At 58.2% G+C, this 26,355-nt stretch carries 23 protein-coding genes and 3 tRNA genes; 9 read left to right on the top strand and 17 right to left on the bottom strand.

Annotation, left to right across the window (positions count from 1 at the left end):
* Nucleotides 1–4 precede the first annotated feature (4 nt).
* The 13 genes from pal to PSCI_RS16420 form a co-directional block, all read right to left on the bottom strand.
* On the bottom strand, nt 5–505 hold the full coding sequence (pal, locus tag PSCI_RS16480; RefSeq protein ID WP_045488968.1) for a peptidoglycan-associated lipoprotein Pal: 501 nt from the start codon (nt 503–505) through the stop codon (nt 5–7).
* 55 nt (nt 506–560) lie between these two features.
* Nucleotides 561–1,811 (bottom strand): Tol-Pal system beta propeller repeat protein TolB, encoded by a 1,251-nt coding sequence (tolB, locus tag PSCI_RS16475; protein ID WP_231906435.1) that lies wholly within the window; start codon nt 1,809–1,811, stop codon nt 561–563.
* 47 nt (nt 1,812–1,858) lie between these two features.
* Nucleotides 1,859–2,965 carry a cell envelope integrity protein TolA gene (gene tolA / locus PSCI_RS16470; protein WP_045488965.1) on the bottom strand — a complete coding sequence of 369 codons (1,107 nt, stop codon included), beginning with the start codon at nt 2,963–2,965 and terminating at the stop codon, nt 1,859–1,861.
* Nucleotides 2,965–3,429 carry a protein TolR gene (gene tolR, locus PSCI_RS16465; RefSeq protein WP_045488962.1) on the bottom strand — a complete coding sequence of 155 codons (465 nt, stop codon included), beginning with the start codon at nt 3,427–3,429 and terminating at the stop codon, nt 2,965–2,967. The genes tolA and tolR overlap by 1 nt, the downstream gene beginning before the upstream one ends.
* A gap of 14 nt (nt 3,430–3,443) precedes the next feature.
* A complete protein-coding gene (gene tolQ / locus PSCI_RS16460) occupies nt 3,444–4,109 on the bottom strand; it encodes a protein TolQ (protein ID WP_045494459.1) in 666 nt (221 codons plus the stop codon).
* A gap of 19 nt (nt 4,110–4,128) precedes the next feature.
* Entirely contained in the window at nt 4,129–4,608 is a 480-nt protein-coding gene (ybgC, locus tag PSCI_RS16455; protein WP_045488960.1) for a tol-pal system-associated acyl-CoA thioesterase, read from the bottom strand.
* Between the two features lie 136 nt (nt 4,609–4,744).
* On the bottom strand, nt 4,745–5,803 hold the full coding sequence (gene ruvB / locus PSCI_RS16450; protein ID WP_045488957.1) for a Holliday junction branch migration DNA helicase RuvB: 1,059 nt from the start codon (nt 5,801–5,803) through the stop codon (nt 4,745–4,747).
* A complete protein-coding gene (ruvA, locus tag PSCI_RS16445) occupies nt 5,804–6,412 on the bottom strand; it encodes a Holliday junction branch migration protein RuvA (RefSeq protein ID WP_045488954.1) in 609 nt (202 codons plus the stop codon).
* 90 nt (nt 6,413–6,502) lie between these two features.
* Nucleotides 6,503–7,027, bottom strand: a complete 525-nt coding sequence (ruvC, locus tag PSCI_RS16440) for a crossover junction endodeoxyribonuclease RuvC (protein ID WP_045488951.1) — start codon at nt 7,025–7,027, stop codon at nt 6,503–6,505.
* 110 nt (nt 7,028–7,137) lie between these two features.
* Nucleotides 7,138–7,884, bottom strand: coding sequence for a YebC/PmpR family DNA-binding transcriptional regulator (locus PSCI_RS16435; protein ID WP_045488949.1), 747 nt, complete (start codon nt 7,882–7,884; stop codon nt 7,138–7,140).
* Between the two features lie 119 nt (nt 7,885–8,003).
* Nucleotides 8,004–9,779 carry an aspartate--tRNA ligase gene (aspS, locus tag PSCI_RS16430; RefSeq protein ID WP_045488948.1) on the bottom strand — a complete coding sequence of 592 codons (1,776 nt, stop codon included), beginning with the start codon at nt 9,777–9,779 and terminating at the stop codon, nt 8,004–8,006.
* Between the two features lie 244 nt (nt 9,780–10,023).
* Entirely contained in the window at nt 10,024–10,359 is a 336-nt protein-coding gene (locus PSCI_RS16425) for a ribbon-helix-helix domain-containing protein (protein WP_045494457.1), read from the bottom strand.
* 261 nt (nt 10,360–10,620) lie between these two features.
* On the bottom strand, nt 10,621–11,094 hold the full coding sequence (locus PSCI_RS16420; protein ID WP_045488947.1) for a Dps family protein: 474 nt from the start codon (nt 11,092–11,094) through the stop codon (nt 10,621–10,623).
* Between the two features lie 300 nt (nt 11,095–11,394).
* Here PSCI_RS16420 and PSCI_RS29990 point away from each other — a divergent pair, with 300 nt between their 5' ends.
* Nucleotides 11,395–12,000, top strand: coding sequence for a cold-shock protein (locus PSCI_RS29990; protein WP_045488945.1), 606 nt, complete (start codon nt 11,395–11,397; stop codon nt 11,998–12,000).
* A 46-nt stretch (nt 12,001–12,046) separates the two neighbouring features.
* Here PSCI_RS29990 and PSCI_RS16410 read toward each other — a convergent pair whose 3' ends face one another.
* Nucleotides 12,047–12,253: a SlyX family protein gene (locus PSCI_RS16410; RefSeq protein ID WP_045488941.1), complete on the bottom strand. Its 207-nt coding sequence runs from the start codon at nt 12,251–12,253 to the stop codon at nt 12,047–12,049.
* On the bottom strand, nt 12,250–12,678 hold the full coding sequence (locus PSCI_RS16405) for an HIT family protein (RefSeq protein ID WP_045494454.1): 429 nt from the start codon (nt 12,676–12,678) through the stop codon (nt 12,250–12,252). The genes PSCI_RS16410 and PSCI_RS16405 overlap by 4 nt, the downstream gene beginning before the upstream one ends.
* A 708-nt stretch (nt 12,679–13,386) precedes the next feature.
* On the opposite strand from PSCI_RS16405, the gene PSCI_RS16400 reads away from it, so the two are divergent.
* The 3 genes from PSCI_RS16400 (at nt 13,387) to PSCI_RS16390 (ending at nt 17,621) form a co-directional block, all read left to right on the top strand.
* Nucleotides 13,387–14,709, top strand: coding sequence for an OprD family porin (locus PSCI_RS16400; protein WP_045488938.1), 1,323 nt, complete (start codon nt 13,387–13,389; stop codon nt 14,707–14,709).
* A gap of 168 nt (nt 14,710–14,877) precedes the next feature.
* The gene (locus PSCI_RS16395) at nt 14,878–16,593 is read left to right on the top strand and encodes a proline--tRNA ligase (protein ID WP_045488936.1); all 1,716 of its coding nucleotides are present in this window, start codon (nt 14,878–14,880) and stop codon (nt 16,591–16,593) included.
* Nucleotides 16,594–16,664: 71 nt separating this feature from the next.
* The gene (locus PSCI_RS16390; RefSeq protein ID WP_045488933.1) at nt 16,665–17,621 is read left to right on the top strand and encodes a lipoprotein; all 957 of its coding nucleotides are present in this window, start codon (nt 16,665–16,667) and stop codon (nt 17,619–17,621) included.
* 3 nt (nt 17,622–17,624) lie between these two features.
* On the opposite strand, the gene dinB is transcribed toward PSCI_RS16390, so the two are convergent.
* On the bottom strand, nt 17,625–18,680 hold the full coding sequence (dinB, locus tag PSCI_RS16385) for a DNA polymerase IV (protein WP_045488930.1): 1,056 nt from the start codon (nt 18,678–18,680) through the stop codon (nt 17,625–17,627).
* A 224-nt stretch (nt 18,681–18,904) separates the two neighbouring features.
* Here dinB and PSCI_RS16380 point away from each other — a divergent pair.
* The 5 genes from PSCI_RS16380 to PSCI_RS16360 all read left to right on the top strand — a co-directional run bounded on the left by PSCI_RS16380 (nt 18,905) and on the right by PSCI_RS16360 (nt 23,976).
* Nucleotides 18,905–18,981 (top strand) — tRNA-Met (locus PSCI_RS16380).
* A 291-nt stretch (nt 18,982–19,272) separates the two neighbouring features.
* A tRNA-Met gene (locus PSCI_RS16375) sits at nt 19,273–19,349 on the top strand.
* Nucleotides 19,350–19,484: 135 nt separating this feature from the next.
* Nucleotides 19,485–19,561, top strand: a tRNA-Met gene (locus tag PSCI_RS16370).
* A gap of 435 nt (nt 19,562–19,996) precedes the next feature.
* Nucleotides 19,997–22,639, top strand: a complete 2,643-nt coding sequence (gene mprF / locus PSCI_RS16365; RefSeq protein WP_045488928.1) for a bifunctional lysylphosphatidylglycerol flippase/synthetase MprF — start codon at nt 19,997–19,999, stop codon at nt 22,637–22,639.
* Entirely contained in the window at nt 22,639–23,976 is a 1,338-nt protein-coding gene (locus PSCI_RS16360) for a virulence factor family protein (protein WP_045488925.1), read from the top strand. The genes mprF and PSCI_RS16360 overlap by 1 nt, the downstream gene beginning before the upstream one ends.
* 58 nt (nt 23,977–24,034) lie before the next feature.
* On the opposite strand, the gene PSCI_RS16355 is transcribed toward PSCI_RS16360, so the two are convergent.
* Nucleotides 24,035–25,930 (bottom strand): potassium transporter Kup, encoded by a 1,896-nt coding sequence (locus tag PSCI_RS16355; RefSeq protein WP_045488922.1) that lies wholly within the window; start codon nt 25,928–25,930, stop codon nt 24,035–24,037.
* Between the last annotated feature and the right edge of the window lie 425 nt (nt 25,931–26,355).

Below are 26,355 nucleotides of genomic sequence, written 5' to 3'. Positions count from 1 at the left end.
CGAATTACTTACGCAGTTCGACGCGACGGTTCTGAGCCCACGATTGCTCGTCGTTGCCGGTAGCAACTGGACGCTCTTCACCGTAGGAAACCAGCTCCAGCTGAGCTGGGGACACGCCCTGCAGAACCAGGTAGCGTTGAACGGCTTTCGCACGACGCTCGCCCAGTGCCAGGTTGTATTCACGAGTGCCGCGCTCGTCGGTGTTACCTTCCAGAACGACGCGAGCGCCGTTGGCTTTCAGGTCCTTGGCGTGAACGTCCAGCGCGCGCAGGGCTTCTTGCTTCAGGTCCGAGCTGTCGTATTCGAAGTAGAAGGTGGTGATTGCGCGCAGAGCAGCTTCTTCGCTCAGGCTGCCGTCGACAGCACCAGAGTTGGCGCCGTAACCAGCGTTAGGATCAACTGCACCACCAGCGCCGGCATTGTCGCCGCCTTTGGAGGAACAACCTACAGCTACGGCCATGGCCAGAGCCAGCGCAGCAAACTTACCAAACTTCAGCATTTCCATCTTGAAACTCCTAATGAACCCCAGTGTGTTAAGCAAAAACTTGTGTAGCGCCGCGTCAGTTCAGGTAAGGGGACCAGGAAGGTTCTCTGACTTCGCCTTGAGCGGTAGGAAGCGGGAGCCTTACGCGTCCGTTAAGGGACACGAGCATCAAGACTCCCCGGCCCTGCTGGCGGGTGGCGTAGATTACCATGGTGCCGTTGGGCGCAACAGTAGGTGACTCATCAAGGTTGCTATCTGTAAGGATTTTTACACTTCCGCGGGCCAGATCCTGAGCCGCAACCTTGAAATTGGTGAAGCCTTCCTGGCGATGGATCATTACCAGGGTCTTTTCGTCAGCCGACAGTTTCGGATTGGCATTGTAGTTGCCCACGAACGTTACGCGAGTGGCACCACCACCATTAATGCTGGTTTTGTAGATCTGCGGTTTGCCGCCACGGTCGGACGTGAAGTAGATGGTCGAGCCATCCTTACCGAAGAACGGTTCGGTATCGATCGAAGAATCGTTGGTGACTCGGCTCAGCTGACGGCTGGCCAGGTTGATCACGTAGATCTCCGGGTTACCGTCCTTGGACAGCACGAACGCCAGTTTGCTGCCATCCGGCGACCAGGCTGGTGCACCGTTGAGGCCTTCGAAGTTGGTGATCTGCTCACGGCGACCGGTATCGATATGCTGTACAAAAATACGCGGACGCTTCTGCTCGAACGAGACGTAAGCGATACGTTTGCCATCCGGCGCAAAGCGTGGCGAAAGGATCGGCTCACGCGATTGCAGCAGGGTCACTGCACGTGCGCCATCGTAGTCGGAACGCTGCAAGGTGTAGCGAGTGTTGGTTTCGGAGAAACGCTCGGCAGTCACGTACAGCATACGGGTCGAGAACGCACCTTTAATACCTGTCAGCTTCTCGAACGACTGGTCGGAAATAAAGTGCGACATGTCGCGCAATTGATCAGTAGTCCCCGACACACTGCCAGTCAGCACTTGCTGCTCGGTAGCGACGTTGAACAGGGCGTACTGCACTTGCAGGCGACCACCAGCGGGCACGATGTTACCCACCATGACGTATTGGGCGCCCAGCGCTTTCCAGTCACGGAAGATCACTTCGCTGGCCTGGGCCGGCAGACTGATCATGTTCTGCTTCGGAATCGGCGAGTAGTAACCCGAGTTACGCAGGTCATTGCCGATGATTTCAGCCATGTCATCTGGCAGGACGTTACCGCCCTGCCAGCCGAATGGCACGACCGCAATCGGCGTGGCGCGGTCACTGCCACTGGTAACCAGAATGTTCTTCTCTTCTGCGTTGGCCATCCCGGCCACACAGCAGAGAACGACGAGCAGTCCTCTAAAAAGCTTGATCACAGGGCTAGATCTCCTGGAGTAAATGTCATCTTGAATGAGCGATAGGGCGCGAACTCAGCCGGCTTCAGCCCCTGCATTTCTGTCAAACGCCCAATGTTCCTGACGGCAGCAACAGCAGAGCTGTCAAACGGCCCGTCACCACTGGACTTGGCAACTGTTACCGAAGAAATCGTCCCGTCGGGCAACATCTTGATCTGCAACTGTACAGACATGTTGTTGCGGGCAGACGGCGGACGACTCCAGCCTTCAGACGCGCGCAACCTGATCAGATCGTCGAAACTACCGGCAACCTGATCGCCCACCTCGTCGGCCAATGCCTGCTGTCGCTCCGGCTTGTCGGAAAGCAAGTCAGCCAGCGCCTGCGCTTTCTTGTCTTCGGCTGCCTTGCGTGCAGCTTCCTGAGCCTTCTTGGCAGCAGCATCTGCAGCAGCCTTTTTCTTGGCGTCTTCAGCGGCTTTCTTTTTCGCGTCCTCGGCAGCCTGCTTCTTGGCATCTTCGGCGGCCTGTTTCTTGGCCTCGTCCGCTGCCTTCTTCTTGGCTTCCTCGGCAGCTGCCTTCTTGGCATCTTCCTCGGCTTTTTTCTTCGCTTCTTCTTCAGCTTTTTTCTTGGCTATATCAGCCTGCTGTTTCTCTTCGGCCTTTTTCGCTTCGGCCGCTTTCTTGGCTTCATCAGCCGCCTTGCGCGCCTCTTCGGCTTTCTGTTCGGCAGCTTTCTGTTCAGCCGCCTTCTTGGCTTCTTCGGCGGCAGCAGCTTTCTGTTCTTCGGCTTTTTGAGCCTCATCGGCTTTCTTTTGTTCCGCCGCTTTTACAGCTTCCTGCTTCTGCTGCTCGATCTTTTTCTGTTCCAGCTGCTCGACTTCAGTCTGCCGTGCAGCGGTTCTTTTCGCCTCGCCAGCGATCTTCTGGTTAGTCTGGGTGGTTGCCTGACTCTTGGACTTGAGCTGATACAGCGTAGCCTGAACCACAGGCTTGGCTTCAGGCAGCTCAGGGGTCATGGCAAAACTGACAAAGAGCATGCCGAAAATCAGGATATGCAGGGCCACCGCCCAGACACTGGGCCAGAAGTAGCTTTCCGAGGCGGATGGCTCTCGAATTGGCTGCATCAGGGGGCCTCAGTAATCAGGCCGACGTTGGCAATACCGGCTTTCTGCAGTCCACCCATGGTGACCATGACCGAACCGTAGTCCACCGCCTTGTCACCACGGATAAAGACCTGGGTCTGCTTGCCGGCATCACGCCCGGCCGCAATGATCTTGGTCACTGCACTGGTCAGCTGGGGCAAGGTCATCGCCTTGTCCATCTGCTTGTCGGTATCGACCTCGCTGCCCACATTCCAGTAATAGGTTTTGTCAGCCTTGATTGAAATGGTCAGGACCTGGTTGTTGTTGTCCTGCGGCAGGCTCTCACTGGAAACCTTGGGCAGGTCGACCTTGACGCCCTGGTTGATCATGGGCGCGGTGACCATGAAAATGACCAGCAGTACCAGCATCACGTCGATGTAAGGCACCACGTTCATTTCGGCGACCGGCCGACGTTTGTTGCGACGATCTCGAGCGATCAAAGCCATGGGGAATTACCTGCTCACTCTTCGCTGGTATGCACTTTACGGTGCAGGATGGCCTGGAACTCGTCGGCAAAGGTGTAGTAACGGCCGATCAGAGTCTCGGTGCGCGCGGCGAAACGGTTGTAAGCCATAACGGCCGGGATGGCTGCAAACAGGCCGATGGCCGTTGCAATCAGAGCCTCGGCAATACCTGGCGCTACGGTGGCCAGTGTCGCTTGCTGGGCGGTGGCCAGCCCCCGGAAGGAGTTCATGATCCCCCACACAGTACCGAACAGACCAATATAAGGACTGGTCGAGCCGACGGTTGCCAGAAACGGCAGGCCGGTTTCGAGCTTTTCTTCTTCGCGGGAAATGGCCACGCGCATCGCACGCGCTACGCCTTCCATCACCGCATCCGGGTCAACGCCCGGTTGCTGACGCAGCCGGGAGAACTCCTTGAAGCCGGCACGGAAGATCTGCTCCACACCCGAATCCGGATCAGGGTTGCTGCCAGCCTGACGATACAGCTTGGACAGATCGATGCCCGACCAGAACCGCTCCTCGAAACTTTCCAGCGCACGCCGGCCGGCCCTGATCATGTTACTGCGCTGAAATATCATTACCCATGAGGCAACCGAGGCAGCCACCAGGCTCAGCATGACCAACTGCACGACAATGCTGGCATTGCTGACCAAACTCCACATGGAGGTATGGTCGACGACGTTAGCAGCTTCCACGTTCTATCTCCTGCTCTGAATCTGAAGGTAAGCCCGCGCCACTGTGCTGCAAGGCAAAAGCCGCACGCAGCGTTTCTGGAATGGCCCGGGGTCTGAAACTATCGGCGCTGACACACGCCACCAGGAACTGCCCCTCGCAGAGCAGCGTTGCATCGGCCACTCGCGTGACCTGCTGGCGAAAACGCAGGCTGGCGCGGTTGAGTTCGATAACTTGCGCGGTGACCAACAGTTCGTCGTCCAGCCGCGCCGGCTTGTGGTAACGCGCCTCACTGGAATGCACGACAAACAACAGGTTCTCATCGGCCAGCGTGGACTGGTTGAACCCCAGTTGCCGCAGCTGCTCGGTGCGAGCCCGTTCCATGAATTTCAGGTAATTGACGTAGTAGACGACGCCGCCGGCATCGGTGTCTTCGTAATAGACGCGACAGCGATGTGCGAACGACTGAACCCCGTTTTGCGCGCGCATACTCTAGTGCTTACTCCTCGGGTTGCCAATCGGATGTAGCAACTGTTTTTCAAGGTTTGGCCCGCTAACGCAAGGCGCCTGCCCGAGAACAGCAATCCACCAGCTTGCAGCGCAGGCTAGTGCCGCTCCAGAGCCATTAGTCGGCATTATCATCTACAGGTTCCCCGGTAGCTGGCATTTCGCCCATTCGTGACGGAATATTCAGCCCGAAATGCAAATACGCATGGCGAGTGACGACTCGGCCCCGAGGGGTACGCATGATATACCCCTGCTGGATCAGGTAGGGCTCAAGTACATCTTCAATGGTATGGCGCTCTTCACTGATCGCGGCCGCGAGACTGTCGACCCCCACCGGACCACCGTCGAATTTCTCAATCATGGCCAGCAGCAAGCGGCGGTCCTGATGATCAAAACCATGCTCATCGACATCCAGCAGGTTCAAGGCCTGGTCCGCCGCCTGCCGAGTGATCTGGCCATTGCCGCGCACCTGCGCGAAATCGCGTACCCGGCGCAGCAGACGGTTGGCGATTCGCGGCGTACCGCGCGCCCGGCGGGCGATCTCAAAGGCGCCCTCAGGCTCGATGACCAGCCCGAGGATATTGGCCGAGCGCGCGACAATGGTCGACAGGTCGGCAATGTTGTAGAACTCCAGACGCTGCACGATTCCGAAGCGATCACGCAGTGGATTGGTCAGCATGCCGGCACGGGTGGTGGCACCAACCAGGGTGAAAGGCGGCAGGTCCAGCTTGATCGAACGGGCTGCCGGCCCCTCGCCAATCATGATGTCGAGCTGGAAGTCTTCCATCGCCGGATACAGCACTTCTTCGACAATCGGCGAAAGCCGGTGGATCTCGTCGATAAACAGTACATCGTTAGGTTCGAGGCTGGTCAGGATCGCTGCCAGGTCGCCAGGCCGCTCCAGCACCGGTCCGGAGGTACTCTTGATCGAGACCGCCATCTCCTGAGCAATGATATTGGCCAGCGTGGTCTTGCCAAGGCCGGGCGGACCGAAGATCAGGGTGTGGTCGAGGGACTCACTGCGCCCTCGCGCGGCCTGAATGAACAGTTCCATCTGCTCGCGCACGGTGGGCTGGCCAATGTAGTCGGCCAGGCTCAGCGGGCGAATGGCGCGGTCGAACTGCTCGTCCCGGTCGCGCCCCCCGCTGGCAGTTATCAGGCGATCGGCTTCTATCACTTACGCCATCCCCTTCAACGCACGACGAATGAGTTCGGCACTGTTCAAATTCTTTTCCTTGATCGCGGAAACGGCTTTGCTCGCTTCCTGAGGTTTGTAGCCCAGGGATATCAGCGCACTCATCGCATCGGACTCGGCACTGGCCACTGGCTCAAGCGCTTCGGGCCCATTGGAAACCAGGGTAAAGGCACCCGGCAAGACCTCCCAGGCCTTGAAGCGGTCCTTGAGCTCGACCAGCAGACGCTCGGCGGTTTTTTTGCCGACCCCCGGTATACGGGTCAGTGCCGAAGTGTCCTGGGCCTGAACACAACGCACCAGCTCATCGACATCCAGCCCCGACATGAGCGCCAAGGCCAGCTTGGGGCCTACACCGTTGAGCCGTATAAGCTCGCGAAACAGCTCACGCTCGCGCTTTTCGAAAAAGCCATACAGCAGGTGCGCGTCTTCACGCACCACCAGATGAGTGTGCAAGGTCACGGTCTCACCGGCATGAGGCAGCCGATAAAGCGTACTCATTGGCACCTCCAGCTCGTAGCCGACACCATTGACATCCAGCAGCAGATGCGGAGGCTGTTTCTCGATCAGGGCACCGCGTAAACGTCCTATCACCTGTCAAATCCTGTATTGCCTGTCGCCCAGGCGAAAAATGGACATAAAGCTTGCCGCAGGCAAGTGAAAAAATGCGAGCGAATGCTGCAATCAGAGCCGCAAGCGCCCGCCCCGACTGCGTGCAGCCCCCAGGCCATGAGCTATCAGGCTTGAACGGGTATGGGCATGACACAAGGCGATTGCCAAGGCATCGGAAGCGTCAATCTGCGGCTTGCTGGTCAACTTGAGCAGATGCATGACCATGATCATGACCTGTTCTTTGTTAGCCCCGCCGGTACCCGCCACTGCCTGCTTGACCTGAGTCGCCGTGTACTCGGCAATTTCCAGGCTCTCTTCGGCACCGGCCACAATCGCCGCTCCGCGCGCCTGCCCCAGCTTGAGCGCAGAATCGGCATTGCGCGCCATAAACACCTTCTCGATGCCCATGGTGACCGGCTCATAAGTACGAATCACCTCTCGCACACCGCGATAGACGATTTGCAGGCGCTCGTGCAATTGCCCCTCACCGGTACGGATGCAACCGGAGGCCACATAGATGCAACCACGGCCGGTATCGCGCACAACGCCATAACCGGTAATCCGGGAGCCTGGGTCGATACCTAAAATAAGAGTCATAACGCTTGCTGTCCGATCACGCTATCGATACCGCATAAAACAGAAACCGAAGGTGCACAGCGCGGCCGGAGCCGTCACTGCGCGCCTTCGGCGCTCTGGTGTTATCAGGATCAGCCGAGCTGTTCCATGATCTCGTCAGGGATTTCCGCGTTCGAATAGACGTTCTGCACGTCGTCGAGGTCTTCAAGCATGTCGATCAGCTTGAGAACCTTCTGTGCATTGTCCAGGTCCAGCACCGCACTGGTGCTTGGCAACAGCACGATTTCCGCATCACTACCCTTGAAGCCAGCAGCCTCCAGCGCATTACGCACCGCATAGAAACCGGCAAAAGAAGTAAACACATCGAAAGAGCCATCAGGATTACTGACCACGTCGTCAGCATCGGCCTCCATCGCCGCTTCCATCAGGGCATCTTCTTCGACACCGGCAGCGAAAGAAATCTGCCCCTTTCTATCAAACAGGTACGCAACCGAGCCGTCCGTGCCCAGATTGCCGCCACATTTGCTGAAAGCATGGCGCACTGCAGCAGCGGTACGGTTGCGGTTATCGGTCATGGCCTCGACCATGATCGCCACACCGCCAGGACCATAGCCTTCGTAGCTCAGTTCGACTACATCATCACCATCGACGGCGCCGACACCACGTGCCACGGCGCGATCAATGGTGTCGCGAGTCATGTTGGCACCCAGAGCCTTGTCCAGCGCCAGGCGCAAACGTGGGTTGGAAGCCGGGTCGCCGCCACCGGCACGGGCAGCGACAGTCAGCTCACGAATCCACTTGGTGAAGATCTTGCCTTTTTTGGCATCCTGACGCTCTTTGCGGTGCTTGATATTCGCCCACTTGGAATGACCTGCCATTTATTGCTCCGGTATCTCTCAGAAACACGATCGCCTCTCGCCCACACAAGGCGGGCGAAAGGCGCAATTGCATGACCTTGGCGCAAACTGCAAGGCGCGATCAAACGCCCTGCACTGCCTTATTCGGCTTTCTGTTGCTCGCGCAGGCGGATGTGCAGCTCACGCAGGGCTTTGGCATCCACCACACCCGGAGCCTGGGTCATGACGTCTGCAGCACTCTGGGTTTTCGGGAACGCGATGACTTCACGGATGGACTGGGCGCCGGTCATCAGCATCACCAGGCGATCCAGACCGAAGGCCAGACCACCGTGCGGTGGAGCACCGTACTTCAGTGCATCAAGCAGGAAGCCGAACTTCTCTTGCTGCTCGTCTTCGGCAATGCCCAGCAAACGGAATACCGCCTGTTGCATTTCCTTGCGGTGAATACGAATGGAACCACCACCGAGCTCAGTACCGTTGAGCACCATGTCGTAGGCACGCGACAACGCGGCACCCGGATTGGCTTCCAGCTCTTCAGGGCTGCACTTTGGCGCCGTGAACGGGTGATGCAGCGCCGAGAACGAACCGTCATCGTTCTCTTCGAACATCGGGAAGTCGACAACCCACATCGGCGCCCATTCACAGGTGTGCAGATTCAGATCGTTACCAAGCTTGATCCGCAGCGCGCCAAGAGCTTCGCTGACAACCTTGAACTTGTCGGCACCGAAGAACACGATATCGCCATCGACCGCGCCCACACGATCAAGGATCACATTGAGGTTAGCTTCAGGAATGAACTTGACGATCGGCGACTGCAGCCCCTCGACACCCTTGGCGCGCTCGTTGACCTTGATGTAAGCCAGCCCCTTGGCGCCGTAGATACCGACGAACTTGGTGTAATCATCGATCTGGCTACGCGGCATGTTCGCCGCACCCGGAACGCGCAGCGCGGCAACACGCCCTTTCGGATCGTTGGCCGGACCGCTGAACACCTTGAAGTCGACCGCATTGAGCTGATCGGCAACGTCGACCAGTTCCAGCGGAATGCGCAAGTCAGGCTTGTCCGAACCGTAACGGCGCATGGCCTCTTCGAAAGGCATGTGCGGGAACTCGCCGAACTCGACGCCCAGCACTTCCTTGAACAGTTGACGAACCATTGTCTCGGTCAGACCAATGATGTCTTCTTCGTTCAAAAAGCTGGTTTCGATGTCGATCTGGGTGAATTCAGGCTGACGATCGGCACGCAGGTCTTCATCGCGGAAGCACTTGGCGATCTGGTAGTAACGATCAAAGCCCGCCACCATCAGCAGTTGCTTGAACAGCTGTGGCGACTGCGGCAGAGCGAAGAAACTGCCGGGGTGGGTACGGCTTGGCACCAGGTAGTCGCGAGCACCTTCCGGCGTAGCGCGCGTCAGGATCGGCGTCTCGACGTCCAGGAAGCCGTTGTCGTCCAGGTAACGACGGATGCTGCTGGTGATGCGCGAGCGCAGCCGCAGCTTCTCTGCCATTTCCGGGCGACGCAGGTCGATGAAACGATACCGCAGGCGGGTCTCTTCACCGACATCGGAGAATTCGTTGAGCGGGAACGGCGGCGTTTCCGACTCGTTCAGCACTTCCAGCTCATAGCCAAGGATTTCAATGGCGCCGGAAGCGATATTGGTGTTGGCAGCACCGGCCGGGCGGGCGCGCACCTTGCCAACGATCTTGACGACGAACTCGCTGCGGACCCGGTCGGCTGCGGCGAAGGTCTCGGCGCGATCAGGATCGAAGACCACTTGGGCCATACCTTCACGGTCACGGATATCGAGGAAGATCACTCCCCCGTGGTCACGACGACGATGGACCCATCCGCAAAGGGTAACTTCCTGACCTTCCAGACTCTCGTTCAGTTGGCCGCAATAGTGGCTGCGCATCATGATGGTGTATTCACTTCCCGTAATTCGAAATTCAGTGGAGGCTTCGTCCTCCCTGGCGTGGACCCAATAGTGCAAGAGCCTGGACGTGCAGTTCAAGCGGATCCGCCCACGCGCAGGCGTGCCAGTGGCAGACGGGGCAGTATATAGAGTTAATCGCAGCGTTGCAGCCGCACGCCCCGCGAATTACGGACAGCAGAACGGGGCTGCCCGAAGGCAGCCCCGCAGAATAGAGAGCCAGGGATACTCAAAGCCGGACTTGCGCCTTGAGCAGATGGGCTACGCACACGACCCGAATCAGACCACTGAAATTCTTGACCCCACCGTAACGCAGATGAACCTCCCGATCGATATTCGACAGCACGGCATTGATTGAACAGTTGTTCGACCGAGCAATCGTCGACAGGACATTCCAGTAGACATTTTCAAGCCGCAGGCAAGTCGCCAGGCCATTGAGCCTGACCGACTTGGAATGGGGCTGGGCCAGCGCCATGCTGAACCCTTCTATAAAGGGATCTTCGGACACCGCACCCAAGCCTCCTGGCTCACCGACCTCACGTTCAACATCTCGAACCATGATAATCATCACCTCTGAACAAGCATCTAAACGAACCTGAGAGAAACATTTAAAAATAAACAAATGCCTCGCTATAAAGCCCGAAACGAGAACGCTTATCCAGCAGGTCTGGCAAGCAAACCATGTAGGACATAACCACTACAACGCGAGGAATAGTCAATTCAACCGCGCTTACAGCAACAACTAACGGAGCGGGTAATAAATATATATAGAAACCCCCAGGGATTCTGTCAGTGAGTGGCACCGAAGCGCCACTCACCGGAGAACTCAGCGGGTTTCGAGCATCGAGCGCAGCATCCATGCTGTCTTTTCATGCACCTGCATACGCTGGGTCAGCAGGTCTGCGGTCGGCTCATCACTGACCTTGTCGAGCAGCGGAAAAATGCTCCGCGCAGTGCGGACCACGGCCTCTTGCCCCTGAACCAGGCTGCGGATCATGTCCTCGGCATGCGGCACACCCTCTTCTTCCTTGATGGAAGACAGACGCGCGTAGGTCGAGTAGGTGCCCGGCGCCGGAAAACCAAGCGCACGAATACGCTCAGCGATGGAGTCCACTGCCAGGGCCAGTTCGTTGTATTGCTCTTCGAACATCAGGTGCAGCGTGCGAAACATTGGCCCGCTGACGTTCCAGTGAAAGTTGTGCGTCTTGAGGTACAACACATAAGTATCCGCCAACAGATGGGAAAGTCCGTCAACGATCGACTTGCGATCCTCTTCACTGATGCCGATATCGATTGCCATGCTGCATATCCTTTTAGCGACGATGAAAATTCAACAGGCATTACTTTAGCAAGAGATGCCCTGCGAAGCAGCCCTATCGAGACCATAGAAAACCTTGATACGCCGCGGCCCTGAGAACACTGCAACCGCACAAGGGTTCCACCGGACCAACGGCAACCGGCTCACCTGAGCACTGATTTGAGTAGGTCAAGGCTTTGCTGTTAAATACACAGCCCGTGTATCACGCCTTCCTTATTTTTGAAGCGTACCGGGCGTTACCCGCTATTTCCTCGTGATCCATCCTGATGTGAGTTTTTTGACATGTTGAAAATCGTCCACCTGGTAACGGGAACAGCAGCCTTGCTGCTGTCACTCATACCCAGCCTGCGCAATGAAGCATTATTGTCCTACCTGCCACAGCCCGATGCGTTGTACCTGGCATTCTTCGGCCTGCTCAATCTGTTGATCGCACCGGTCATTCCCCACTGGAAAAAGGGCCCGCGCCGCAGCCTGCAAACCCTGGCCAGCATTCTGCTGGTCCTGGCAGTCGTCGCCCAGATCCTGGTCTTGCTGGTGCCACTGCCAAGCGTCGCCGGTCAGCCCGCCGTCGTGCTCGGGCTGGCAATCACCTTTTGCGCGATCATCCTGCATCTGGGCACCACCCTGCACAAGCGCTCCCCCACACCGGTGCCGCAAAGCCATGAACTTGGCCAGCGCGATACCGGCACGGTGAAGTGGTTCAACTCTTCAAAGGGCTTCGGTTTTATTTCCAGAGACTCAGGCGATGACATCTTCGTCCACTTCCGTGCGATTCGCGGAGAAGGTCACCGCGTCCTGGTCGAAGGCCAGCGTGTAGAGTTCTCGGTCATGAATCGTGACAAGGGCCTGCAGGCAGAAGATGTGGTAGCTGCCGCGCCACGCCGCTAATACCTGGCAACATGAAAAAAGCCGCGTGATACGCGGCTTTTTTCATTTAGTAATGAGGCGGTGGAGCCTCATCATCCAGACCATCGACCCGATGGCTCATTTCTTCCTGGCGCCTGGCGAGCAGCAAAAACTGCTGCTGCAAACGTTCCACGATTCGCTGCTGGCCTACCAGCTCATCATTGAGCGCCTGAATAGTATCGTCCTGAAATGCCAGCCTGCTCTCAAGCTCGGTGATCCGCGCCTCAAGGCTCATACGCTCGACTCCAGCCTGAAATCCTCTGGCAGCACAGGCCGCAGACGCTCAATCAGTGCAGCAACCTGCCTTGGCTCATAAGGCAGCGCCGTCAGCTTGCCCCATACCGGAGCAGGCCACGCCCCATCATCGCGCTTGCGCACGATCACATGCATATGTAACTGGCTGACGACGTTACCCAAAGTGGCAACGTTAAGCTTGTCGGCATTGAAGGTATCTTTAAGGATGGCCGCCAGAGCGGTGGTTTCCCGCCATAACTGCGCCTGGTCATCGGCATCGAGTTCAAAAACCTCGCTGATACCTGCGCGACGCGGCACCAGAATAAACCAGGGATAGCGAGCATCGTTGCTAAGCAGCAAGCGGCATAGAGGAAAATCCCCCAATGGCAGAGTGTCTTGCTGCAAACGTGAATCCAGAGCGAACACCATACGACTCCTGACGGGAGAACAAAAACATCACACAAGGCTGGCAGGATAACAAAAACCCGACACGACCGGCTCGCTCTCAACCCGGCGTGCAGAAACGCCAGCCCCGGCTAAGCTGTCGAGTCAGTCAAAGGACCGCTCGCCGCGTCTTCAGCACGATGAACCAGATTCTGACACTCGCACATGCAAACGCACCAAAACGAATCAAGAATGTGTATCTGGCATACCTCAATACCAGGATCTTCCCAGAACCGGCGGCGTCCGGTAACACTTTTTGTCACGCCTGGCCGGATGGGCAGCGGCAAGCAAGAATGACGAGGCCACCGCTAAAAAATGGATTTTTTCCTTAATAAACAAGAATTTATTAACAAGTCAGAATGTAAAACCTGTGATTTTCACAAATTTTTTTCATTTTCTGGGAGTTTGAGCACGCTTGTTGCTTTAACACTCGCACGCCAATTTTGAGCTCAGCCGGCGGCACCCTGTACTTGGCAAGCATCTTGCTCAAGACAAAATAGAGAAAATAAAGTTCTTGTAAAAAAGCGACATTTTAAGCGACATACGTATCCTTTTCGACGACATTGACGTATACAGCATTTGCACCCTGACCGGCACAAACCAAAAATAGCCGGCATAACAAGAAAGAGCCGCCCCTAAAAAAAATACAGATGGGGCAGCGAAAACTTCTAAACCAAAGGAGCAATCACGATGAGAGTGATGAAGTGGAGCGCAATCGCACTGGCCGTTGCGGCGGCAGCCAGCACCCAACTGGCATCGGCTGCGCCGTTTGTCAGCGACCAAGCCGAAGCCAAGGGCTTCGTTGAAGGCAGTTCGCTGAACCTGAAAGCACGCAACTACTACTACAACCGCGACAAGAAAGCTGGCGCAGTTGACGACAAAGACTGGACTCAGGGTTTCTGGGGTATCTACAACTCCGGCTACACTCAAGGCACTGTCGGTGTCGGTGTTGACGCCTTTGGTTACCTCGGCTTCAACCTCGACGGCAGCGACAAGTACTCCGGCTCCGGCAACCTGCAGACCGACAGTCAAGGCCGCAACTCCGACAGCTTCGGCAAAGCCGGTGCCGCCGCCAAATTCCGCATTTCCAAAACCGAGCTGAAAATCGGCGACATGCAGCCTAGCAGCCCGGTATTCGCAGTTGGCGGCTCTCGCCTGCTGCCACAGACCGCCACCGGTATCAGCCTGCAAAGCAGCGAAATCAAGGGCCTGGATCTGGAAGCCGGTCACTTCACTTCGACCACCAGCCAGGATGAAACCAACCGTAGCGGCGAAATCTTCGCCAACTACGCTGGCGTGAGCGCCAAATCTGCCGATTTCGTCGGCGGCAAGTACTCGATTACCGACAACCTCGGTGTAGCCCTGTACGGCGCCAAGCTTGAAGACATCTGGAACCAGTACTACGCCAACGTGAACTACGCCCTGCCACTGGGCGGCGATCAGTCCTTGGCATTCGACGCCAACCTGTATCGCACCGTTGACGAAGGCTCGGCCAAGGCCGGCTCGATCAGCAACACGGCCTTCTCCGGCTCGGTCGCTTACTCGTTCATGGCAGCTCACACCCTGACTGTAGCCCTGCAGAAAATCAACGGTGACACACCGTTCGACTACATCGGCACCGGCAACAACAACCGTGGCGGCGACTCGATCTTCCTCAACAACTCGATCCAGTACTCCGACTTCAACGGCCCGAACGAGAAATCTGCCCAGATCCGCTACGATCTGAACATGGCACCTTACGGGGTTCCAGGCCTGAGCTTCATGACCCGCTACATCAAAGGCTGGGACATCGACGGCAGCAACGCTCCAACCAATGGCCCTTACGGCTATTACGGCGCAGACGGCAAACACCACGAAACCAACTTCGAAGCCAAATACGTACTGCAGTCCGGCCCGGCCAAGGATCTGTCGTTCCGTATCCGTCAAGCATGGCACCGCGCCAATGCTGACCAGGGCGAAGGTGATGTTAACGAGTTCCGCCTGATCGTCGACTACCCGATCTCGATTCTGTAACCAGAATCCTGCACCGTGTAGCACTGGAAGCCCGGCGATTGCCGGGCTTCTTCTTTATATAGCCTTTGCACTGAAGGGCACCTCCCCGGCCATAGCCTGTACTCGACACGCCTGTGGCCGTACAATGCCGAGTCATTTTCAGTCCCAAGCAACCGATAACGGCTAATCATGCGCACCAGTCAATTTTTGCTCGCCACACAGAAAGAAACCCCTTCCGATGCGGTCGTGGTCAGCCATCAGCTGCTGCTGCGTGCCGGCATGATTCGCAAACTGGCTTCGGGCCTCTACACCTGGCTGCCGATGGGCCTGCGCGTACTGCGCAAGGTCGAGGCGATCGTGCGTGAAGAAATGGACGCCGCCGGCGCCCTGGAAATCCTGATGCCTGGCATCCAGCCTGCCGAACTGTGGCAAGAGTCCGGTCGCTGGGAGCAGTACGGTCCCGAGCTGATGCGCCTGGTCGACCGCCATGCACGCGACTTCTGCCTGGGCCCAACCCACGAAGAAGTGATTACCGATCTGGCCCGCAACGAGCTCAACAGCTATAAGCAGCTGCCGATCAACATGTACCAGATCCAGACCAAATTCCGCGACGAGATTCGTCCGCGCTTCGGCCTGATGCGCGGCCGCGAGTTCGTCATGAAAGACGCCTACTCGTTCCACGCCGACCAGGCTTCGCTGCAGCAGACCTACGATCGCATGCATCAGGCCTACACCAATGTATTCACCCGCCTGGGCCTGAAATTCCGTCCGGTGGAAGCCGACAACGGCTCCATTGGCGGCGCAGGCTCCCACGAGTTCCATGTGCTGGCCGATTCCGGTGAAGACGACATCGTTTTCAGCAACGGCTCCGACTATGCGGCCAACATCGAAAAAGCCGAAGCACTGCCGCAAGAAAAGAGCCGCCCTGCGCCGACCGAAGAGCTGCGCCTGATCGACACCCCGAACGCCAAGACCATTGCGCAACTGGTCGAAGGCTTCAACCTGCCGATTGAAAAGACCGTCAAGACCCTGGTCGTGCGCGCAGCCGAAGAAGGCAAGCTGATCGCGCTGATCATCCGCGGCGACCACGAACTCAACGAAATCAAGGCCGCCAAGCTTGAACAGGTTGCCAGCCCATTGACCATGGCCACTGAAGCCGAACTGCGTGACGCCATCGGCGCCGGCGCCGGCTCGCTCGGCCCGCTGAACCTGCCACTGCCGTGCATCATCGATCGTTCGGTCGAGCTGATGAGCGACTTTGGCGTCGGCGCCAACATCGACGACAAGCACTACTTTGGCGTCAACTGGGAACGTGATCTGCCCGTACCTCAGGTTGCCGACCTGCGCAACGTGGTCAGCGGCGACCCAAGCCCCGACGGCAATGGTGTACTGGAAATCAAGCGCGGGATCGAAGTCGGCCATATCTTCCAGCTCGGCACCAAGTACAGCGAAGCCATGAAATGCCAGGTGCTGGGTGAGAATGGCAAGCCGATCGACCTGACCATGGGTTGCTACGGCATCGGTGTTTCTCGCGTGGTGGCGGCCGCCATCGAGCAGAACAACGACGAGAACGGCATTATCTGGAACGACACCCTGACCCCGTTCCATATCGCGCTGGTTCCCTTGCGCTATGAAACCGATGCCGTCCGCGAAGCCACTGACAAGCTGTATGCCGACCTGACTGCCGCAGGCTTCGAGGTTCTGCTCGACGACCGCGACAAGAAGACCAGCCCAGGCATCAAGTTCGCCGATATGGAACTGATCGGCATTCCGCACCGCATCGTGGTCAGCGACCGCAGCCTGGCCGAAGGCAACATCGAGTACAAGAGCCGGACCGAGTCGCAACCACAAGCACTGGCCCTGGCCGACGTGCTGTCGTTCATTCAGGCTCGCATCAAGCGCTGATTCAGCGGCGCACCCGCAACCTGCGGGTGCGCCGTTTCAGTTCTTGTGCGCCCAACCTACCCAGAGACCTCATGTTCAAGCGAAGCCCCCTGAGCCTCGGCAGCGCCGCCCTGTGTGGCACCCTGCTTGTCAGCGGTTGTGCCAATCAGCTGTCACAACGCAGCGAGCACGAAGAACGCGTCGAGCGCAAACTCCTCGAACACACCCTGCAAATCGACATCGGCGAGCCCAAGACCCTGGAACTGCCGCAGCGTCGCATCCGCATTCACGAACACAAGTCGTTTGAAGTCACCGAATATGAAGTGACCCGCCATTACGACCGCTACACACCCTATCAACCCTGGCGCGAAATCTACGAGATTCCGCTTGGCGCGGTTGCGGTAGTAGCCGGCGCAGGCGCCAACGTGGTGAATATTTTTGCCCTTGGCAACCTGCCCGACAGCGTCACCCACGACTGGATCAACTACGGCGTGGCGGGTCTGAACCCGTTCATGAATGCCCCGTCTCACGGGCGCGCCGAGCAAAACCTGGCCAGCATTGACGAAGTCCAGCAAGACAAACGCATCGAAAATTCGACACTGCCATGGAATGAACACCCGGTCCTGATCAAGGCCGGCGCCACCACCCATGAGCTGAGCACAGACCGCAATGGCGTGCTGCGCCTGAACCTGCTCGACAGCCCGTTCGCCGAGCAGGACTTGCGTCAGGTCACCCGCCTGTACATCAGCGTGGAAGATGAGCAGGACAATGCCCGTGCCAGCGACAGCCTGCCTGTCAGCCGAAATCTGCGTGGCAAGCTGCTTGAAGCTCACGGCTTGATCTACGACGATCTGGAAGATGACGAAGTCAGCCAGTGGGTTCACAGGGTCAAGCGGCTGGCCGAACTGGGTCTGGACGAACAGGCCAGCGAACTCGAACAGAGCCTGCTGGAACTGACCCGCAATGACCAGGAACTGCAGAACGAACTGATCAAGTCACTGGCAAAAGATGCAGGTCGCCTGGTTGCACCGACTGCGGCAGAGGAATAAGCGCTAGAAAAGCTCAAGCTGCTCATGTGCGCCACGCAGATCCTGCAGGCGCACACCTATTCCGAGCAACCGGACCGGCCTGTCGCCCCGGGCAAATGCCTGACTCAGCAACTGCTGATAACTGGCCAGATCCCTTCCCGCCCCCGCCTGCTCCAGGGTGGTCTGGGCGAAATCATGAAACTTGACCTTCACGAACGGTTTGCCGGGCCGGTAATGGCTATCCAGGCGTGCCAAACGCTTCTCCAGCGACTCCATCAGCTCGGGCAGTTTTGCGACACAACTGGCCAGATCAGGCAAATCGGTGTCGTAGGTGTTTTCGACGCTGACCGACTGGCGCCGACTGTCATTCTGCACCGGCCGCTCGTCGATGCCCCGCGCCAGATTCCACAACCGCTCGCCAAAGCTGCCGAACTCACGAACCAGCGCCAGCTTCTGCCAGCCGGCCAGGTCCGCACAACTGACAATCCCCAGACGCCCCAACTTGTCGGCGGTCACCTTGCCGACACCATGCAGCTTGCTGACCGGCAAACCAGTGACAAACTCCTCGACCAGCTCAGGGGTAATGACAAATATCCCGTTGGGCTTTTTCCAGTCACTGGCAATCTTGGCCAGGAACTTGTTGGGCGCTACCCCGGCCGAGACCGTGATATGCAATTGGCTGGAGACCCGACGGCGAATGTCCTGGGCAATGCGCGTCGCACTGCCGGCGAAGCGACTGGACCCGGAGACATCCAGATAGGCCTCATCCAGCGAGAGCGGCTCGATCAGGTCGGTATATTCGCGAAAGATCGTATGAATTTCCCGGGATGCTTCTTTATAAGCATCCATACGCGGTTTGACGATGGTCAGATCCGGGCAAAGCTTTAACGCATGGTGGGAAGACATAGCTGAGCGCACACCGAAAGCTCGCGCCTCGTAATTACAAGTCGCAATCACCCCGCGCCGATCCGCAGAGCCTCCCACCGCCAACGGAATACCCGCAAGCTTCGGGTTGTCGCGCATCTCGATGGCTGCGTAAAAGCAGTCACAGTCGATATGGATGATCTTACGCTGCGCCATGTCCTGCGATCAGTGAACTTCAGATGGGCAGTATCGCATCACCCTGCGCAGCTGACACGCCTGAACACGGGAAGGCACTTAAAAAGTCGGCTGATCTGAGTCAACCGACTGACCAAACCCGCCGCCGGTCAGACAAACGATCACTAACTGATTGAAGAAAAAGCATTTTTTTGAATTATGCGCTTGACAGAAAATTATCATTCTGTAGACTCTCCATCCACAGGCGCGGGATGGAGCAGCCTGGTAGCTCGTCGGGCTCATAACCCGAAGGTCGTCGGTTCAAATCCGGCTCCCGCAACCAGATATACGAAAAGGCCACTTGAAAAAGTGGCCTTTTTTGTTGCTTTATTTTTAAAAGCAATACTGTTCGATCAGGCGCTTTATGCCCCCGGTGGGAGCGACCTTGGTCGCGAAGAGGCCAGCAAAGTCACTGCATATGCTGTGATCTTACTGGCCTCTTCGCGAGCAGAGCTTGCTCCCACCCGGTCCGCAGCGTTTATCTGAACAGCATTGTCTTTCAAAGACATATCCCTACTTCTTCGACTATTTTATTGACACACTCTTTTTTATCTGTAGAATGCGCAACCTCAGACGCGGGATGGAGCAGCCTGGTAGCTCGTCGGGCTCATAACCCGAAGGTCGTCGGTTCAAATCCGGCTCCCGCAACCAGATACACGAAAAAGGCCACTTGAAAAAGTGGCCTTTTTTTGTGCACCGTTTTTATCTGCGCCACTGCTTACAACCTGTTATTTTCACTTCACGCTTGACACAAACTTATTAATCCGTACAATGCCGCCTCACAGACGCGGGATGGAGCAGCCTGGTAGCTCGTCGGGCTCATAACCCGAAGGTCGTCGGTTCAAATCCGGCTCCCGCAACCAGATACACAGAAAAGGCCACTTGAAAAAGTGGCCTTTTTTGCGTCTGCACGAAAGCTTTTCCAGCCACCTGAAGCATTCACGCAAGTCGTTGATAAAAAACTCTTTAGCCTGACTGCCAGGAACCCCCTATTATCCTTCCCCGTAACCGGATGTGTCGGCAACACCAGTTTTTTGCTGCCCTGCCGACACCTTTATGACTAGTCTCAAAATGCAACGATCTCAACCGGCTATCAGTAATGGCACGCGCCCACTCATCGTCTTGCGATCATTGTGATAAAGAGCCAGTCTGAATCGCTGCTGAACAGTTGCGCCCTGCTCCATTGGCCAGTCGCTCGCCAGTCGCTGACGCGCTAACATCTCGACATACTTTTGCGTAGGGATCGGTAACTTGGTTGTAGACCTCAATCCTGTCGCGCGCACTCCAGGAAGTGAATGATGCGCGATCATCCGTCAGAGCCCCTCGAAGCCGTTACGGCGACCCAACCGATACAACCTGTGCGCCTGCAATGGCTGGAGCGCCTGAGCAAGTATCGCCAGCCCATAGGGCTGGCAGTCATGCTGGTGCTGTTTGGCATGGCTTTGATCGCCTGCCGGCACATGTTGATCGAAATGGATTTCTTTGCCCTGCGCGACGCACTGTACGCCGTCCCGCTCCCGGCGCTGGGCGGCGCTCTGCTGGCAGCGATCATCGGCTACGTGATTCTCATGGGCTATGAACTCTCAGCCAGCCGGTACGCGGGCGTCAACCTGCCAACCCGCACCCTCTTGCTGGGTGGTTTCACCTCATTCGCGATTGGCAACGCGGTTGGCCTGTCGATGCTATCCGGCGGCTCGGTGCGTTACCGCCTGTATTCACGCCATGGTATCGGCGCCATCGAAATTGCCCGCATGACCGTGTTCGCCAGCCTGTCGCTGGGTTGCGCACTGCCGCCACTGGCCGCCATTGCGACACTGAGTAACCTGTCTGGCGCATCGCTGGCGTTGAAGCTGCCCGTCGACGTGCTGGCCAGTGTGGCCATCGCGGTACTGGCTGGCAGCCTGATCCTGGCTATCGCGGTCTATCGTCGGCGCCTGCCGGAACAAGACGTGCCCCACGTGCTGCTGGTGCGCGCCGGGCGGCGCTCGCTACGTCTGCCAGACCTGCGCCTGACCCTGGCTCAACTGGTGATTACCGCACTGGACGTCGTTGCAGCAGCATTGGTGCTGTACCTGCTCCTGCCACAGTCACCGCCCTTGGGCGCGTTCATTCTGGTTTATCTGCTGGCCCTGGCGGCTGGCGTGCTCAGCCATGTACCAGGCGGCGTCGGAGTGTTCGAAGCCGTCCTGCTGGCGGCGTTCGCCAATGAACTGGGCGCCGCACCACTGGCCGCCGCCCTGCTGCTCTATCGCTTGATCTACGTGGTCCTGCCACTGCTGCTGGCGTGCCTGACGCTGCTGTTCACCGAAGCCAAGCGCCTGCTGTTTGCCCAACAGGCGCTGCGGGTTGCCTCCGGGCTGGGCGCACCGGTCCTGGCATTGCTGGTGTTTCTCTCTGGGGTCGTATTGCTATTCTCCGGTGCCACCCCAGAGATCGACACCCGCCTGGAAAATGTCGGGTTCATGATTCCGCATCGCCTGATCAATGCCTCTCACTTTGGTGCCAGCCTGATCGGCGTGCTCTGCCTGCTGTTGGCCCAAGGACTGCGGCGGCGCCTGTCAGCGGCGTGGATGCTCACCGTGATCCTGCTGGTGACAGGTGCAGTGCTGTCGATGCTCAAGGGCTTTGACTGGGAAGAAGCCAGTCTGCTGCTGCTGACCGCCGTGCTGTTGATCGCTTTCCGGCGCTCGTTCTACCGTCCCAGCCGCTTGCTGGAACTGCCGTTTTCTCCGCTGTATGTGATTGCCAGTACCTGCGTAGTAGGTGCGTCGATCTGGCTGCTGCTGTTTGCCTACCAGGACGTGCCTTATAGCCATCAATTGTGGTGGCAGTTCACCCTGGACGCCGACGCCCCGCGCGGCCTGCGCTCGGCGCTGGGCAGCGCGGTATTGCTGCTGGTGGTGTCCCTGACCTGGCTACTGCGCACCGCCCGCCCCGGCATCAAACTGCCTGACGCCCAGGAACTGGACAAAGCCGCCGCGATCCTCAAGGCCTCCAACCAGCCCGACGGCGGCCTGGCGCTGACCGGCGACAAAGCCATTCTGTTCCACCCGGACAACAACGCCTTCCTGATGTATTCGCATCGCGGGCGCAGCCTGGTGGCCTTGTATGACCCGATCGGCCCGGCCCAGCAGCGCGCCGAAATGATCTGGCAGTTCCGCGACCTGTGCGACGTACACCACGCAAGGCCAGTGTTCTATCAGGTTCGCGCCGAAAACCTGCCCTACTACATGGATATTGGCCTGACCGCGATCAAGCTCGGTGAAGAAGCACGGGTTGATTTGCGGCGCTTTGACATCGACGCCAAGGGCAAGGAGATGAAAGACCTGCGTTATACCTGGAACCGCGGCAGCCGTGACGGCCTGACCCTGGAGATCCACGAACGCGGGCAGGCTCCGCTGGACGAGCTCAAAGTGATTTCCGATGCCTGGCTCAGCGGCAAGAATGTGCGCGAAAAAGGCTTCTCGCTCGGACGCTTCACCCCCGAGTACCTGCAGTATTTCCGCATCGCCATCATCCGCTTTCAAGGCAAGCCGGTGGCCTTCGCCAACTTGCTGGAGACTTCCAGCCTGGAGCTGTCCAGCCTTGATCTGATGCGCGCCCACCCCGACGCACCGAAGTCCACCATGGAGTTCATGATGATCGGCCTGATCCAGCACTATAAAGCCGAAGGCTATGCCCGCTTCAGCCTGGGCATGGTGCCATTGTCGGGCCTGCAACCAAGGCGCGGCGCGCCGCTGACTCAACGCCTGGGTTCGATGGTGTTTCGTCGTGGCGAACAGCTGTACAACTTTCAGGGGCTACGCCGCTTCAAGGACAAATTCCAGCCTGACTGGGAACCGCGCTACATGGCCGTACCGGCCGGACTCGATCCGCTGGTGGCCCTGGCAGACACCGCCGCCCTGATTGCAGGCGGCCTGACTGGATTGGTGAAACGCTGATGATTCGACGTGTATTACGCTATGTACTGATAATACTGGCGCTGGTTCTGCTTGCCGCATTGGGTACATGGTTCTGGCACCGCCCCGCTACACCGGCCACCGTCGAGCACGCCTCTCTTGAGGATGGCTCGGCTATCACCCTGGTAACCCCGGCCAGCCGGGTCAAGGCCCGCATTGCTCTGGCAGTCAACAGCAAAGACAAACTCAGCGACAAGCAACTGCAGGCACTGGGCACTGACGCCGCCGCCAGCATCATTCAGGTAGAACTGCCTGCCGATGACTGTGTGCTGCAAAGCCAGGTGTTCAGTAACGCTTTGCAGAAACTGGACGGCCCGGCCACCGTCGTCGGGGGCATCGGCCACGGTGCCACCCTGGCCTGGCGCTGGCTGGCTGCCCAGACCGACGACAAGGCCCAGGCAATTTCGGTGGGCTTTGCCCTGCAGCATGTCTCCAATCCGCCACCGGAACTTGAAGAAGGCGACATCCCGCCGCAGATCTGCGACGAGCCACTGCCGCAAAAAGCCCCGCATGGCAAATGGCTGGCAGCCTTCAACGACGCCCCGGATGACCCGAGTGCGGCGTTTGTACGCGACCAGCCCAATGCCGAGACCAGCATCAGCGACTACGACATCCCCCTGAGCCAAGTGCTCAATACCGAGCTGCGTCATGCCCTGCTTGGTGAAAATGACGCCGGCGGCCTGGGCGTGCCCACCGTTGAGGTACCAGCCAGCCAGAGCAGCGATACCGTGACCCTGTTCCTGTCCGGTGACGGCGGCTGGCGCGATCTGGACAAGGTTATCGCTGGTGATATGGCCAAGGTCGGTTACCCGGTGGTGGGCATCGATGTGCTGCGCTACTTCTGGGAGCGCAAGTCACCGGAACAGATCGCCACAGACCTGACCGAACTGATGAATCACTACCGGCAGAAATGGGGCGCCAAGCGCTTTATCCTGGCGGGCTATTCATTTGGCGCCGACGTGTTGCCAGCGGCGTATAACCGCATGGCACCGGAAGATCAGGAGCGCGTCGATGGCATGATCCTGCTGGCCCTGGCGCGCAGTGGCAACTTCGAGATTCACGTCGATGGCTGGCTGGGTAATGCCGGCACCGAGGCCAGGACCGGACCGGAGGTTGCCAAATTGCCGGCAGCCAAAGTGCTGTGTGTCTACGGTGCCGAGGAGAAGAAGGACAGCGGCTGCACCGATACCAGCATCGTCGGCGAGGTGCTGGAACTGCCGGGCGGGCATCACTTTGATGAGAACTATCCGGCACTGGCCAAGCGACTGATGCGCAAAATCGATCAGTGGCAAGGCAAGGTGCCTGCGAACGCTCAATAAGCCGCCAGCTTGGTAAAAAAAGCCCCGCCACCTTCCGGTCGCGGGGCTTTTTTGCGGTCTAGATTTCGACCTGGGTCCCGAGTTCGATCACCCGGTTGTATGGCAACTTGAAGAACCGCAGGTTGCCGTTGGCATTCTTGAGCATGAAGGCGAACAGCGCTTCGCGCCAACGGGCCATGCCGACAATTTTCGAGGGGATCACGGTCTCCCGACTCAGGAAATAGGTGGTGCGCATCGGGCTGAAGTCCAGATCCTCAAGATGACACAGAGCCAGGGCCTGAGGCACGTCCGGTTCGTCAATGAAGCCAAAGTGCAGGATCACCCGATAGAAACCCTCACCATAAGCTTCAACTTCGAAACGCTCACTGGCCGGTACTCGCGGACGATCTTCATAGACGACTGTCAGTAACACCACCTGTTCGTGCAGCACCTGGTTGTGCAGCATGTTATGCAGCAACGCATGCGGCACAGCATCAGAGCGCGCGGTCAGGAATACCGCCGTACCCTGTACCCGGTGTGGCGGTTGCACACGAATACTGCCGATAAAGATCGGCAGCGGCAGACCCGCCTCGTCAATGCGCTCGGACAACAACTGCCGGCCGCGCTTCCAGGTGGTCATCAGGATGAACAGTACCGCACCGGCCAGCACCGGGAAGGCGCCGCCCTGGACGATCTTCGGCACGTTGGCAGCAAAAAACAGACCGTCGACCAGCAACAGGCCGACGAGTAGCGGCACCGCCAACAGCGGCGGCCACTTCCACAGCAGCAGCATCACTGCCGCCACCAGGAACGTGGTGCACAGCATGGTTCCGGTCACCGCCACACCGTAGGCCGAGGCCAGCGCGCCGGACGACTCAAACCCCAACACCAGCAGGATCACGCCGACCATCAGCGCCCAGTTCACCGCACCGATGTAGATCTGCCCTTGGGCGTCACTGGAGGTGTGTTGAATGAACATGCGCGGGATGTACCCGAGCTGAATGGCCTGCAGGGTCATGGAGAAGGCCCCGGAAATCACCGCTTGGGAAGCAATGATGGTCGCCAGGGTCGAGAGCGCGATCAGCGGCAACAGCGCCCAGCCCGGTGCCAGCAGATAGAAGGGGTTGCGCACTGCTTCAGGGTGTTCCAGCACCAATGCGCCTTGACCGAAATAGTTAAGCAGCAGCGCCGGCAGCACCAGGATGAACCAGGCCCGGGAAATCGGCTTGCGGCCAAAGTGGCCCATGTCGGCATACAACGCCTCGGCACCGGTCAGCGCCAGCACCACAGCGCCCAGAATCGCCACGCCGATGCCAGGATGGACGATAAAGAACCGCACCGCCCAGACCGGGTTAACCGCCTTGAGCACCTCGGGCGTATGCACGATGCCATAGATGCCCAGTGCCGCCAGCACCAGAAACCAGGTCACCATCACCGGCCCGAACAGCACCCCGATTCGCGCCGTACCGTGTTTCTGGATCAGGAACAGCCCCACCAGCACCACCAGCGCCATGGGCACGATCCAGCGCTCCAGCCCCTCGAAGGCCAGTTCCAGCCCCTCCATGGCCGACAGCACCGACACCGCCGGGGTGATCATGCTGTCGCCATAGAACAGCGCTGCACCGAACAGGCCAAAGGCAATCATCACCATCTGCAAGCGCGGGTACTGCGTCGTAGCCCGCCGCGCCAGCGCGGTCAGGGCCATGATCCCGCCCTCACCCTGGTTATCGGCACGCAGCACAAACACCATGTACTTGAACGACACGACCCAGATCAGCGACCAGAAGATCAACGACAAGACGCCGAGAATCGCATCATGGGTGACCTCCACCCCATACCCCCCCTGAAACACTTCCTTGAGCGTGTACAACGGACTGGTACCGATATCCCCGTACACCACCCCGACCGCCGCGACCAGCAGACTCAAGGGCTTGGCGGCACTTCCTGTTCCGGCCTGACTACTTGCATGACTCATCGAACACTCCCGAAGCCGGAACCTGAGATCCAAAACAGAATTAACAACAGGAAACAATTGAGTTTGCACGGTTTATTGACATTCGCCGTGCGCAACGGCGCGAAGCATAGCGCAGCACTCGTCTTATTTCTCTTCTAACCACTGGTCATGACGCCGCGTGATCGCTAGAATTGCGCACTTTTTGACCAGAGGCGCACCCAGCGCCCAGTCGGTGCCCGCGCTGTGCGACGAGGCCCACCATTACACCGAGGTTTGCCATGTCCACCACTAATACCCCCGCATCCGCTCCCAAAGTCGGATTCGTAAGTCTCGGCTGCCCCAATGATAGTCTCTCTATACTTTTTTAGATTCGCTTCCGATCCATTGTTTTCGGGCCCTTGAGCATGTTTCGAGGCTCAGAAATGCAAAAGCCCACTTTTTAAGCG

Origin of the sequence: Pseudomonas sp. StFLB209, from assembly GCF_000829415.1 — a bacterium.
Taxonomy (GTDB): domain Bacteria; phylum Pseudomonadota; class Gammaproteobacteria; order Pseudomonadales; family Pseudomonadaceae; genus Aquipseudomonas.
This window is presented reverse-complemented; position numbering and strand designations above follow the sequence as displayed.